General features: G+C 59.6%; 10 protein-coding genes. 5 read left to right on the top strand and 5 right to left on the bottom strand.

Annotated features, from left to right (window positions below; all coding sequences use genetic code 11):
- The first annotated feature begins 155 nt into the window (after positions 1–155).
- The 4 genes from GVL50_RS24645 to pcaC are packed head-to-tail and all read left to right on the top strand — an operon-like array spanning position 156 to position 4,068.
- Positions 156–1,451 (top strand): MFS family transporter, encoded by a 1,296-nt coding sequence (locus GVL50_RS24645; RefSeq protein WP_053117871.1) that lies wholly within the window; start codon positions 156–158, stop codon positions 1,449–1,451.
- Positions 1,452–1,496: 45 nt separating this feature from the next.
- Positions 1,497–2,861 carry a 3-carboxy-cis,cis-muconate cycloisomerase gene (locus GVL50_RS24640; protein ID WP_159815380.1) on the top strand — a complete coding sequence of 455 codons (1,365 nt, stop codon included), beginning with the start codon at positions 1,497–1,499 and terminating at the stop codon, positions 2,859–2,861.
- A 12-nt stretch (positions 2,862–2,873) separates the two neighbouring features.
- A complete protein-coding gene (gene pcaD, locus GVL50_RS24635) occupies positions 2,874–3,662 on the top strand; it encodes a 3-oxoadipate enol-lactonase (RefSeq protein ID WP_159815379.1) in 789 nt (262 codons plus the stop codon).
- Positions 3,663–3,675: 13 nt separating this feature from the next.
- A complete protein-coding gene (pcaC, locus tag GVL50_RS24630; RefSeq protein ID WP_159815378.1) occupies positions 3,676–4,068 on the top strand; it encodes a 4-carboxymuconolactone decarboxylase in 393 nt (130 codons plus the stop codon).
- Between the two features lie 28 nt (positions 4,069–4,096).
- Here the strand turns inward: pcaC and GVL50_RS24625 are convergent, their stop codons facing one another.
- From GVL50_RS24625 to GVL50_RS24605, 5 genes are all read right to left on the bottom strand, one after another.
- A complete protein-coding gene (locus GVL50_RS24625; protein ID WP_159815377.1) occupies positions 4,097–4,906 on the bottom strand; it encodes a methyltransferase domain-containing protein in 810 nt (269 codons plus the stop codon).
- Positions 4,907–5,172: 266 nt separating this feature from the next.
- The gene (locus GVL50_RS24620) at positions 5,173–6,432 is read right to left on the bottom strand and encodes an OprD family porin (RefSeq protein WP_159815376.1); all 1,260 of its coding nucleotides are present in this window, start codon (positions 6,430–6,432) and stop codon (positions 5,173–5,175) included.
- A gap of 373 nt (positions 6,433–6,805) precedes the next feature.
- The gene (gene emhC / locus GVL50_RS24615; RefSeq protein ID WP_053117884.1) at positions 6,806–8,266 is read right to left on the bottom strand and encodes an efflux RND transporter outer membrane subunit EmhC; all 1,461 of its coding nucleotides are present in this window, start codon (positions 8,264–8,266) and stop codon (positions 6,806–6,808) included.
- Positions 8,263–11,415, bottom strand: a complete 3,153-nt coding sequence (emhB, locus tag GVL50_RS24610) for an efflux RND transporter permease subunit EmhB (RefSeq protein WP_159815375.1) — start codon at positions 11,413–11,415, stop codon at positions 8,263–8,265. The genes emhC and emhB overlap by 4 nt, the downstream gene beginning before the upstream one ends.
- Before the next feature lie 3 nt (positions 11,416–11,418).
- Positions 11,419–12,576 carry an efflux RND transporter periplasmic adaptor subunit gene (locus tag GVL50_RS24605; protein ID WP_053117889.1) on the bottom strand — a complete coding sequence of 386 codons (1,158 nt, stop codon included), beginning with the start codon at positions 12,574–12,576 and terminating at the stop codon, positions 11,419–11,421.
- Between the two features lie 266 nt (positions 12,577–12,842).
- Between GVL50_RS24605 and emhR the strand changes: the two genes are divergently transcribed.
- Positions 12,843–13,475: an efflux system transcriptional repressor EmhR gene (gene emhR / locus GVL50_RS24600; protein ID WP_159815374.1), complete on the top strand. Its 633-nt coding sequence runs from the start codon at positions 12,843–12,845 to the stop codon at positions 13,473–13,475.
- Positions 13,476–13,668 lie beyond the last annotated feature (193 nt).

Raw genomic sequence — 13,668 nt, 5'->3', positions numbered from 1 at the left:
GGCGGAGTGTCAGTCGACAGATGTATCACCTGACACACCGCTTTCGCGAGCAAGCCCGCTCCCACAGGTGAAAAACTGTGTTGCATATGGAACTGTGGAACGGGACTGTTGCAAAGTATGTCTAGACTCTCACTGTCCCTATCGAGTGAAAAACAATGACAACGACCACCTCCCATTACACCGGCGAAGAGCGCAGCAAGCGCATCTTTGCCATTGTCGGCGCCTCGTCCGGCAACCTCGTCGAATGGTTCGACTTCTACGTCTACGCCTTTTGCGCGATCTATTTCGCCCCGGCGTTTTTCCCCTCCGATAACCCGACGGTGCAACTGGTCAACACGGCTGGCGTGTTCGCCGCCGGCTTCCTGATGCGTCCGATCGGTGGCTGGATTTTCGGCCGGATCGCTGACAAGCACGGCCGCAAGAAATCCATGCTCATCTCGATTCTGATGATGTGCTTCGGCTCGTTGCTGATCGCTTGCCTGCCGACCTACAACAGCATTGGCGTCTGGGCGCCGATCCTGTTGCTGTTCGCGCGTTTGCTGCAAGGCCTGTCGGTCGGCGGTGAATACGGCGCCACCGCGACCTACATGAGCGAAGTTGCGCTCAAGGGCCAGCGCGGGTTTTTCGCCTCGTTCCAGTACGTGACCTTGATCGGCGGGCAACTGCTGGCGGTGTCGCTGGTGGTGATCCTGCAACAGTTCCTCACCGAGGAAGATCTGCGTGCTTACGGCTGGCGGATTCCGTTTGTGGTCGGTGCAATTGCGGCGGTGATTTCGCTGTTCCTGCGCCGCTCGCTGAAAGAAACCACCAACAAGGAAACCCGCGAACACAAAGACGCCGGCAGCATCCGCGCGCTGTTCCGCGATCACAAAGCCGCGTTCATCACCGTGCTCGGTTACACCGCCGGTGGCTCGCTGATTTTCTACACCTTCACCACGTACATGCAGAAATATCTGGTGAACACCGCCGGCATGCACGCCAAGACCGCCAGCTACATCATGACCGGCGCGCTGTTCTTGTATATGTGCATGCAGCCGCTGTTCGGCATGCTCGCCGACAAGATCGGTCGACGTAACTCGATGCTCTGGTTCGGCGCGCTCGGTACGCTGTTCACCGTGCCGATTCTGTTGAGCCTGAAAAGCGTCAGCAGCCCGTTCCTTGCGTTTGTGCTGATCACCGTGGCACTGGCGATCGTCAGTTTCTACACCTCGATCAGCGGCCTGGTGAAAGCCGAAATGTTCCCGCCGGAAGTCCGCGCCCTCGGCGTTGGTCTGGCGTACGCGGTGGCGAATGCGATCTTCGGTGGTTCGGCGGAATTCGTCGCGCTGAGCCTGAAGAACATCGGCATGGAAAACTCCTTCTACTGGTACGTGACGGCGATGATGGCGATCGCGTTCCTGTTCAGTCTGCGCTTGCCGAAACAAGCGGCGTATTTGCACCACGATCTCTAACCCGATGCGCGCGGGCCGTGATGGCCCGCGCCGGCAAGGATTTTTATGACTCAGCGACCGGGCAATCAATTGTTCGATGCCTACTTCACTGCCCGCGATATGCGTGAGGTGTTCTGCGATCAGGGCCGCGTGCAGGCGATGCTCGACTTCGAAGCGGCGCTGGCCCGGGCCGAGGCGCGGGTCGGCTTGATTCCGTCCACTGCGGTGGCGCCGATTGCGGCGGCTTGCAACGCTGGTCTGTATGACTTCGCAGCACTGGGCGAGGCGATTGCCACGGCGGGTAATTCGGCGATTCCGCTGGTCAAGGCGTTGGGCAAACAGATTGCCGCGACCGATGCAGAAGCCGAGCGTTATGTGCATTTGGGCGCGACCAGTCAGGACGTGATGGATTCCGGGCTGGTGCTGCAATTGCGCCAGGCGCTGGAACTGATTGAAAGCGATCTGGCGCAATTGGCCGATTCCCTCGCCACTCAAGCGCAACGTCATGCAGCGACGCCGCTGGCCGGACGTACCTGGCTGCAACATGCGACGCCGGTTACCCTCGGCATGAAAATCGCCGGATGGCTGGGGGCCGTGACTCGCAGCCGTCAGCGTCTGCGCGAACTCAAACCGCGTCTGCTGGTGCTGCAATTTGGCGGCGCCTCGGGGACGCTCGCGGCGTTGGGTGAGCAGGCGATGCCGATTGCCGAAGCGCTGGCGGAAGAACTGCAACTGACCTTGCCGGAACAACCGTGGCACACCCAACGCGATCGCGTGGTGGAGTTCGGCGCGGTGCTCGGTTTGATCGCCGGCAGCCTCGGCAAATTCGGCCGCGACATCAGCCTGCTGATGCAGACCGAAGCCGCTGAGGTGTTCGAGCCTTCAGCGCCGGGCAAGGGCGGTTCGTCGACCATGCCGCACAAACGCAATCCGGTTGGCGCAGCGGTGTTGATCGGTGCGGCGACGCGTGTGCCGGGTCTGGTCTCGACGCTGTTCAGCGCGATGCCGCAGGAGCACGAACGCAGCCTCGGTTTGTGGCATGCCGAGTGGGAAACCTTGCCGGAAATCTGCTGCCTGGTTTCCGGTTCGCTGCAACAGGCTAAATTGCTCGCTGAGGGTCTGGAAGTCGACGCTGAGCGCATGGCGCGCAATCTCGAACTGACCCAAGGGCTGGTGCTCGCCGAAGCGGTGAGCATCGTCCTCGCGCAACGGGTCGGCCGCGACACCGCGCATCATCTGCTCGAACAATGCTGCAAACGCGCGGTGGCCGAGCAGCGTCATTTGCGCGCCGTACTCGCTGACGAACCGCAAGTCACCGCCGAATTGAGCAGTGCTGAACTCGATCATCTTTTGAACCCCGCCCATTACCTCGGCCAGGCGAAAACCTGGGTCGAGCGTGCGGTGGCCGAACACAACGCATTGTCTGTCTGAAAGGAGAGGGCTGTGGTTTTCGTTCAACTCGCCGATGGCGAACTGCACTATCAAATAGACGGCCCGGTCGATGCGCCGGTGCTGGTGCTGTCCAACTCGTTGGGCACTGATCTGCACATGTGGGACGCGCAGATGCCGGCATTTACCGAGCATTTCCGCGTGCTGCGTTTCGACACCCGTGGTCACGGCAAATCACTGGTGACGCCAGGCCCCTACAGCATCGAGCAACTCGGTCACGACGTACTCGGTTTGCTGGATGCGTTGCACATTGATCGCGCGCATTTCTGCGGACTGTCGATGGGCGGCCTGATCGGGCAGTGGCTGGGGATCAATGCCGGGCATCGTCTGCACAAGCTGATCGTGTGCAACACGGCGGCAAAAATCGGCGATCCGACGGTGTGGAATCCGCGCATCGAAACCGTGCTGCGTGATGGCGCGGCAGCGATGGTTGCTCTGCGCGATGCATCCATTGCTCGCTGGTTTACCCCGGATTTTTCCGCTGCACATCCGGCCGCAGCCAAGCAGATTACCGACATGCTCGCGGCGACTTCGCCTGAAGGGTATGCGGCCAATTGCGCGGCGGTGCGTGATGCCGATTTCCGCGAGCAACTGGCTTCGATCAATGTGCCGTTGCTGGTGATTGCCGGCACCGAAGATGCGGTGACGCCGCCGGCCGGTGGGCATTTCATTCAGGAGCATGTGCGCGGTGCCGAGTACGCCGAGTTCTATGCGGCGCACCTGTCGAACGTGCAGGCCGGTGCTGATTTCAGTGATCGCGTATTGGCGTTTCTAAACGCCTGACAAGGGGATTTTCGTGGACGAGAAACAACGTTACGACGACGGCATGCAAGTGCGCCGCGCGGTGTTGGGCGATGCGCACGTCGATCGCAGCCTGACCACGCTGACCGAGTTTAACTCGGAATTTCAGGAGATGATCACCCGGCATGCCTGGGGCGATATCTGGACGCGCCCGGGCTTGCCTCGGCACACGCGCAGTTTGATTACCATCGCCATGCTGATCGGCATGAACCGCGAAGGCGAGCTGAAACTGCATTTGCGCGCGGCGGCTAATAATGGCGTGAGCCGCGGCGAGATCAAGGAAGTGATCATGCAGAGCGCGATTTACTGCGGGATTCCGGCGGCGAATGCGACGTTTCATTTGGCCGAAACGGTGTGGGATGAGTTGGGTACCGAATCCCGCGAGTGACGGCTGAAACCGAAAAAGATCGCAGCCTTCAAACCCTGGCAACAATAAATATCCGCTTGAACGCAAACAACGTATGCCCATCCGCCTCTTGCGGATACTGCGCGTGCACCCGCATCAGATAGTGATAAATAAACCGCGCCTGCTCCGCTGAATCCAGCGCCTGCATCACTGGCCGCAGCGCCGAGACCTTCACCCAGTCATACACCGGCGATTTGCCGTCGACCACCTGCAACTGCTCGGTCTCCCAGATATCCAGCGACGTGGTCAGCGGCGCCAGCAAACGGTAGTAATCCTCCAGCGCCAACAACGGCCGCGCCGCCATACGCTGGCGCAGTTCCGGCGTGCCCAATGGCGTGCCGCCGATACCGCCGTCTTCGAGGGTTTCCAGCATCAGCCGATACCACAACGCATCGCGCCAGTCCGGCATATGCGCGGCCAGGCAGCCGCCGGCGTTGAGCTGGCCGAGCAGGCGCGGCAGCAGCGTTTCATGACCATCAATAAAGTGCAGCACGGCGGCGGCAAACAGCAGATCCGCCGGTTGTTCGGGCTGCCAGTCAAGCAAGTCGCATTGTTGCCATGAGGCGTTGATCGGCAGGGCGCGTGCCTCGTCGAGCATTTGCGCTGAACTGTCGATGCCCAGCAAGTGCGCCTGGGGCCAGCGCTCGGCCAACAAGCGGGTGGCGATGCCGGTGCCGCAACCGAGGTCAACAATGTGTTTGGGGTTGTGCTGGTCGACACGGTCGAGCAATTCATTGACCGGGCGTTGCCTGAGGCGGGAAAACTGCTGGTACGCCTTGGCGTTCCAGTCAGGTGCTGCTTCTTTGAGTCGGGTGATCATGAGGTCGTCCTCTGGTGATCAACAGTGTCTTCCGATGACAGCCTGGCTCAAGTCTTTAGGGGACCAACATCAACAGATAACGGAAGTGGGAAGGGGCGTACACCTGAGTCCTTCAGGTTTTTTAACTTTACCTGCCGGCCGGCAAATCACCACTCATCCAGACCAATGGCACAAATCCCTGTAGGAGCTGCCGAAGGCTGCGATCTTTTAAAAAACAGAATCAAAAGATCGCAGCCTGCGGCAGCTCCTACAGGGTGGATTTGTGTTTAGAGGAGGCTGATCGGGTAACTGACAATCAAACGATTCTCGTCGAATTCGTTATTGCTGAAATCCCGGCGCATGGTCGAGTTGCGCCATCTGACGTTGAGATCCTTGAGCGTGCCGCTCTGCACGGTGTAGCCCAGTTCCGATTCGCGGCCCCATTCCTTGCCGTCAGTGATGGTGCCGGTGTGTACGTTGTCGCCGCTGATGTAACGGTTCATCAGGGTCAGGCCGGGCACGCCCAACGCGGCGAAGTTGTAGTCGTGGCGCAGCTGCCACGAGCGTTCCTGCGCGTTGTCATAACTGGCGTTGTAACTGTCGTTGGCCAGCGTGCCGCCGCTGGTGCCGTTGACGCGCATCCATGCGCTGTCGCCGCTGAGTTTTTGCAGGCCGACGTAGAAGGTGTTGCCGCCGTATCGGGCCGAGAACATCCCCGACCAGGTCTTGTTGTCGAGATCGCCGGCGCGCGCGCTGCCGTCGTCCTTGCCGTAGAAGAAACCGAGGTTGGCGCCCAGCGTCCAGTCGCCCAGCGGTTGGCTGTGCGTCAGGTTGACGTATTGCTGGCTGTAGATGTCCTTGAGTTCAGCGTTCCACAAGCCGATCTGTGTGCGTTTTTCGTTGAACACATATTCGCCGCCCTGAAAGTTGAAACGATCCGAGGTGAACGCCGCTTTGCCGGTCATCGACATGTCACTCATGCTGCTGTCGTCGCGTGGACTGTTGGCGCGGAACTGGCCGCCATAGAGGGTCAGGCCGTCGATTTCTTTCGACGTAATCTGACCGCCACGAAAGGTTTGCGGCAGCGAGCGACCGTCGTCCGAACGCAGGATCGGCAGCACCGGCATCCATTCGCCGACCTTCACTTCGGTCTGGGAAAATTTCGCCTTGAACGCGACGTTGGTGCGGCCGAAGTTATCCGCCGGGCGACCGTCGTGATCCAGCGGCAACAACTGCGTGCCGCCCGTGCCTTTACCGCCATCGAGTTTCAACGAATACAAACCCAGCACGTCCATGCCGAAGCCGACGGTGCCTTGGGTGAAGCCGGATTTGGCGTCGAGGATGAAGTTCTGCGTCCACTCTTCAGCCTTGCCCTGCGCCTTGGTCGGGTTGGTGAAGTTGCGGTTGATGTAGTAGTTGCGCAGGTTGAGGTTGACCTTGGCCCCTTCAATAAACCCCGCTTCTTCAGCCGCGACGGGGAGGGCGGCACCCGCCAGGGCCAGGGCGATCAGGCCGGGAAATGCGTAGGGCGCAGGGGAGGAGGTCATAGCTGGGTCTCTCTTGTTTTTTTGAGGCAAACGGAATGCGCTGCGGCCGTTTTTGTGGCGCAGAAATACGATGGATTCAGGGGGCGGAGCGGCGGCGATCAGCCGGACGGAGCAGGGCGTGGGAGCATGTGGCGAACCTGTTGTTATTGGTTTTGTGGCTCGAATGGTGCGGGGGGCGGATGTTTTGATTCAATTGGTAAAAGCGGGTTTTGGGCGATTATCGAACAGCATTGAAGATCAAAAGATCGCAGCCTTCGGCAGCTCCTACAGGGGATCGCATTTCAAATGTAGGAGCTGCCGAAGGCTGCGATCTTTTGATCTTCAGGCAACAAAAAGCCCACCAATCGGTGGGCTTCTTGTGTTCAGCAGATGATCAGAACAATCTCATCTTCGGCGCTTCTTCTTTCACCGGCTCGTTCTTCGCGGTTTGCGAATTCCAGCCGCCACCCAAAGCCTTGTACAGGTTGACCGCGCTGGTCAGCTGCGCGAGGCGGTCGGTGATCAGCGCTTGTTGCGCGCTGAACAGCTGACGCTGGGCATCGAGGAAGGTCAGGTTGCTGTCGACACCGATGCGGTAACGACGCTCGGCCAGGCGGTAGTAATCCTGGTTGGCCTGAACGAAGTCACGCTGCGCTTGCAGCTGCTCGGTGTAGGTCTGGCGGGCGGCCAGGCCATCGGCGACTTCCTGGAAGGCGGTTTGAATCGACTTCTCGTAGTTCGCCACGCCAATGTCCTTCTGGATCTTGGCGTAGTCGAGGCTGGCGCGCAGGCTGCCGGCGTTGAAGATCGGCAGGTTGATCTGCGGCGAGAACAGCCACGTCCCCGAACCACCCTTGAACAGACCGGACAGATCCGGGCTCAGGGTGCCCGCGTTGGCGGTCAGGCTGATGCTCGGGAAGAACGCTGCACGGGCCGCGCCGATGTTGGCGTTGGCCGCTTTCAGGTTGTGCTCGGCTTGCAGAATGTCCGGACGACGTTGCAGCAGATCCGATGGCAGACCCGGCGGTACGTCGCTGAGCAGATCATCCGACAGCGGTTTGGCCGCTTGCAGATTGGCCGGGATACCGGTGCCGAGCAGCAGGGTCAGGCTGTTTTCGTCCTGAGCGACCTGGCGGGTGTAGCGCGCCAGTTGCGCACGGGCGTTTTCCACCGAGGTACGCGACTGCGCCAGATCCAGTGCCGAAGCGACACCGACTTCGTTGCTGCGGCTGGTCAGCTTGTAGCTTTCTTCAAAGGCACCGAGGGTGTCTTGAGTCAGCTTGAGCAGTTCCTTGTCCGCTTGCCAGGTCAGGTAAGCATTGGCGACGCTGGCGACCAGACTGATCTGGGTGCTGCGACGCGCTTCTTCCGTGGCGAAGTATTGTTGCAGCGCTTGTTCGCTCAGGCTGCGAACGCGACCGAACAGGTCGAGTTCGTAGGCGCTGATGCCAACGGTGGCCGAGTACGAGCTGCTGATCATCGACTCGCCGGTCTGCGAAGCGCGTTCCGGAAGACGTTGACGGCTGCCGGAACCATTGGCCGAAATCGCCGGGTACAAGTCAGCACGCTGAATGCGGTATTGAGCCGCGTAAGCGTCGATGTTCAGTGCCGCGACACGCAGGTCACGGTTGTTTTCCAGCGACACCTGGATCAGCTGTTGCAGGGCAGGGTCGTGGAAAAACTGCTTCCAGCCCTGCTCGGCAGCGGCTTGCGCCGGTGCCTGGGCCGGCGAGTACGCCGGCCCTTGCGGGTACTGGCCTGCGACCGGAGCCTCAGGCTGCTGATAATCAGGTATCAGCGAGCAACCGCTCAGCACGAAGGCGGCGACTGCGATGGAGAGTAGCGACTTGCTCATTGGCCAGCCTCTTTAGGAGTTTCTTTAGCTTTGTCATCTGGATCGGCGATTTTACGCTGGCCGATGGACGAAACCGTAACGAAGAACAGTGGAACCCAGAAGACCGCCAGGATCGTGGCTGTGAGCATACCGCCAATTACGCCGGTACCGATCGCGTGTTGGCTGCCCGAACCGGCACCGGTGGAGATCGCCAACGGTACAACACCGAGGACGAAGGCCAGCGACGTCATGATGATCGGTCGCAGACGCATGCGGCAGGCTTCGATCGCCGCATCACGCAGGCTACGCCCTTGTTCATGCAGTTCCTTGGCGAACTCGACGATCAGAATGGCGTTTTTAGCCGCCAGACCGATGGTCGTCAACAGACCCACCTGGAAGTACACGTCGTTGGACAGACCGCGCAGGCTGGTGGCCAGCAGCGCACCGATGATCCCCAGCGGCACCACGAGCATAACGGCGATCGGGATCGACCAGCTCTCGTACAGCGCCGCCAGACACAGGAACACCATCAGCAGCGACAGGGCGTACAGCGCCGGCGCTTGCGAACCCGACAGACGTTCTTCATATGACAGACCGGTCCAGGAGATACCGACACCCGCCGGCAGCTTCTTGGCGATCGCTTCGACTTCGGCCATCGCATCACCGGTGGAGTAACCCGGCGCCGGAGAACCGAGGATCTCCATCGCTTCTACACCGTTGTAACGCGCCAGTTTCGGCGAACCGTAGATCCACTCGCCCTTGGCGAATGCGGAGAACGGCACCATGGTTCCGGCGCTGTTGCGCACGTACCATTTCTTCATGTCTTCGGGGCTCATGCGAGCACCAGCCTGACCTTGCACGTACACCTTCTTCACCCGACCACGGTCGATGAAGTCGTTGACGTAGCTACTACCGAAGGAAATCGACAGGGTGCTGTTGATGTCGGAAATGCTCACACCCAGGGCGCGCGCTTTCTCGTCATCAATTTCCAGGTGGTATTGCGGCTCGTCGTTCAGGCCGTTCGGACGTACCTGGTAGAGCACCTTGCTCTGCGCGGCCAGACCGAGGAACTGGTTACGCGCTTCCATCAACTTGTCGTGACCGATACCGGCACGGTCTTGCAGGAACACGTCGAAACCGGTGGCGTTACCCAACTCCAGTACCGCTGGCGGGGCGAAAGCAAACACCATCGCGTCGCGGAAGGTGAAGAAGTGCTGTTGCGCACGCTGGGCGAGGGCAAACACGCTGTTGCTGGCGTCACGCTCGTCCCACGGTTTGAGCATGATGAACGCCAGACCCGAGCTCTGCCCACGACCGGCGAAGTTGAAGCCGTTCACGGTGAACACCGAGGCCACCGCACCGGACTCTTTCTCCAGCAGGTAGGAACGCATTTCGTCGATGACGACTTGGGTACGTTCAGCACTGGAACCGGCCGGGGTTTGCACCTGGGCGAACAGTACGCCCTGGTCTTCTTCCGGCAGGAACGCGGTCGGAATGCGCGTGAACAGCCAGATCATGCCAACCACGATCAGCAGATACGCCAGCAGATACGGGGCTTTGCGCGACAGCATGTTGCCAACGCCGCGCTCGTAGCTGCGAACGCCACGGTCGAAGTTACGGTTGAACCAGCCGAAGAAGCCTTTTTTCGGTGTGCCGTGCTCGCCTTTCGGAATCGCTTTGAGCATGGTGGCGCAGAGCGCCGGGGTGAAGATCAGCGCAACCAATACCGACAGGGCCATGGCCGAGACGATGGTGATCGAGAACTGCTTGTAGATCACACCGGTGGAACCGCTGAAGAACGCCATCGGCAGCAATACCGCCGACAGCACCAGCGCAATACCGACCAGTGCGCCCTGGATCTGGCCCATGGACTTCTTGGTCGCTTCCTTCGGTGACAAGCCTTCTTCGCTCATCACCCGCTCGACGTTTTCCACCACAACGATGGCATCGTCCACCAGCAAGCCGATGGCCAACACCATACCGAACATGGTCAGGGTGTTGATGCTGAAGCCGAACGCCGCGAGGATGCCGAATGTACCGAGCAATACCACCGGTACAGTCATCGTGGTGATGACGGTGGCGCGGAAGTTTTGCAGGAACAGGAACATCACCAGGAACACCAGCACGATCGCTTCGACCAGGGTTTCAACCACACCCTTGATCGATTCGGTCACCACCGGAGTGGTGTCGTACGGGAATACCACTTCCATGCCTTCCGGGAAGAACGGCTTGAGCTCGTCAATCGTCTTGCGCAGGGCTTTGGCGGTGTCGAGGGCGTTGGCGCCGTTGGCCAGTTTTACAGCCAGACCGGACGACGGCTTGCCGTTGAACTGAGCCGAAATGGTCGAGTTTTCGCCACCCAGACCGACATCGGCGACGTCACCAATGCGAACTTGCGAACCGTCCTGATTGACCTTCAGCAGAATCGCCTTGAACTGCTCGGCAGTCTGCAGACGGGTCTTGCCGATGATCGTGGCGTTCAGTTGCTGGCCAGGCAGCGCCGGCAAACCGCCGAGCTGACCGGAGGAGACCTGGACGTTCTGCGCCGAGATCGCGGAGCTGACGTCGGCCGGGGTCAGGTTGAATTTGTTCAACTTGGCCGGGTCGAGCCAGATGCGCATCGCGTACTGGGCACCGAAGACCTGGAAGTCACCGACACCGGCGGTTCGCGAGATCGGATCCTGCATGTTCGACACGATGTAGTTGGACAAGTCGTCCTTGGTCATGCTGCCGTCACGCGATACCACGCCGATCACCAAGAGGAAGTTTTTCACTGCCTTGGTCACACGGATACCTTGTTGCTGCACTTCCTGCGGCAACAGCGGGGTGGCCAGGTTCAGCTTGTTCTGAACCTGAACCTGCGCGGTGTCGGAGTTGGTGCCTTGCTCGAAGGTCGCGGTGATGGTCATGCTGCCGTCGGAGTTACTTTCCGACGACACATAACGCAGGTTGTCGATACCGTTGAGCTGCTGCTCGATGACCTGAACCACTGTGTCCTGCACGGTTTGCGCCGAAGCGCCCGGGTAGGTCACGGAGATCGCAATGGCCGGTGGCGCAATGCTCGGGTACTGGTTGATCGGCAATTTCAGGATCGAAAGTGCCCCGACCAGCATGATCACCAGGGCAATTACCCAAGCGAAAATCGGACGGTCGATGAAGAATTTTGACATGAGTTACTCCCCTTTGCCGCCAGCGGCTTTGTCAGCAGGCTGAGCGGGGGCCGGGTTCTTTTTCGCTACGTTGGTGGCTTCGGTCGGGTTCACTTGCACGCCCGGACGAACGTATTGCAGGCCTTCGGTGATCAGACGATCGCCGGCTTTCAGGCCGTCTTCGATCAGCCACTGGCTGCCGACGGTGCGGCTGGCCTTGAGCTGACGCAGCTCGACCTTGTTGTCGGCGCCAACGACCAGTGCGGTCGGGGTGCCTTTGAGGTCGCGGGTCACGCCTTGTTGCGGTGCCAGAATCGCTGCAGCGTTAACACCGGCCTGCAATTGAGCACGGACGAACATGCCCGGCAGCAGGGTGTGATCCGGGTTCGGGAACACGGCGCGCAGGGTCACGGAACCGGTAGTCGGGTCGACCGACACTTCGGAGAATTCCAGCTTACCGTCGAGCTTGTACTGGCTGCCGTCTTCCAGGGTCAGCTTGACCGCTGCCGAGTTCTCGCCGGATTTTTGCAGGCGACCGCTTTCCAGCTCGCGGCGCAGTTCCAGCAATTCAACCGAAGACTGGGTCACGTCGACGTAAATCGGATCCAGCTGCTGGATCGTTGCCATGGCGTCGGTCTGGCCATTGTTGACCAGTGCACCTTCGGTGACCGAAGAGCGACCGATACGGCCGGAGATCGGCGCGTAAACCTTGGTGTAACGCACGTTGATCTGCGCGCTCTGCAACGACGCTTCCGATTCCATGCGGTTGGACACGGCGGTGTCGTATTCCTGACGGCTGACGGCTTGTTCATCGACCAGTTGCTTGTAGCGATCGGAGATCGACTTGGTCGAACGCAGGTTGGCTTCGGCGCTTTTCAGGGTCGCTTCGTACACGGCTGGATCGATCTGATACAGCTGCTGGCCGGCTTTGACGTCGCCACCTTCCTTGAACAGACGCTTGAGAATGATGCCGTTGACCTGTGGTCGAACTTCGGCAACGCGGAACGCGCTGGTGCGGCCCGGCAGTTCCGAGGTGAGGGTAAAGGCTTGTGGTTGCAGGGTAACGACGCCGACCTGAGGGGGCGGAGCGGCCGGTGCCGCTTCTTCCTTTTTACATCCGCTGAGCAGCGATGCCAGGGCGACGGCAGTGACCAGAGCGGTAACAGCTGGCTTGAATTGCATGAAAATCCTCGGGTCAGGCGCGCAAAAAGCGCACAAGAAGTGTGGAAGGGTAAAAAAAGGGTACAGGGTGGATAAGTAGCTTGCTAAGGAATATACTTACGTTCATGGTTGTTTGTAAACACCTTGGCGTCGTACCCACCCTGTTACAAAAGTCGTCGCAAGGTAAGAAATTGTAGGCCGGGGAGCCGATCCGCGAGAGATCACCCCCTCTTTATTCAGCGGATATTCAGCCATCCCTGAAACATCCTGTTTGAGGTTTTACTGCCATGGTCCGTCGTACCAAAGAGGAAGCTCAGGAAACCCGCAACCAGATTCTGGAAGCGGCGGAGAAAGCCTTTTATGAAAGGGGCGTCGCTCGTACGACGCTGGCGGACATCGCGACCCTTGCCGGCGTCACGCGTGGCGCTATTTATTGGCATTTCAGCAATAAAGCCGACCTGCTTCAGGCCATGCTCGACACCCTGCACGAAACGCTGGATGAGCTGGCCAAGGCCAGCGAGAGCGAGGACGAACTCGATCCGCTGGGCTGCATGCGCAAGCTGTTGATTCATTTGTTTCATCAAATTGCACTGGACCCGAAAACCCGGCGTATTAACGAAATTCTGTTTCATAAGTGCGAATTCACCGATGAAATGTGCGATTTGCGCCAGCAGCGCCGGTCGGCCAGCCTCGAATGCAATGATCGCATCGGGCTGACCCTGCGTAATGCGGTAAATCGCGGCCAGTTGCCGGAAGATCTCGACACTGCCCGTGCGGCCATCAGCATTCATGCCTATATTGATGGCCTCCTGTACGGATGGCTTCTGGCACCGGACAGCTTTGAGCTGCATGCCGAGGCCGAGCGTTGGGTCGATACAGGGTTGGATATGCTGCGCCTGAGCCCCAGCCTGCGCAAATGAAACAAAATGCGTAATTGGCACAGCTTATGTCAATTGGCGCGGGCGAAAACGCCGTTTTTCACCCGCGCGGTGCAAAACAGGCTGCTTTTATATACGTATAGGCTTTTCGATGACAGCCAGCGGGCTACGTATTTTGTAGGGAATTTGTTTCGATCACGTTAATCACGGGTGCGCTTTACCTGGTCGGGTGGTT

The organism is Pseudomonas sp. 18058 (genome assembly GCF_902706155.1).
Lineage (GTDB): Bacteria > Pseudomonadota > Gammaproteobacteria > Pseudomonadales > Pseudomonadaceae > Aquipseudomonas > Aquipseudomonas rustica.
Note: the sequence above shows the minus strand (reverse complement) of the source record. Positions and strands in the feature narration are given on the sequence as shown.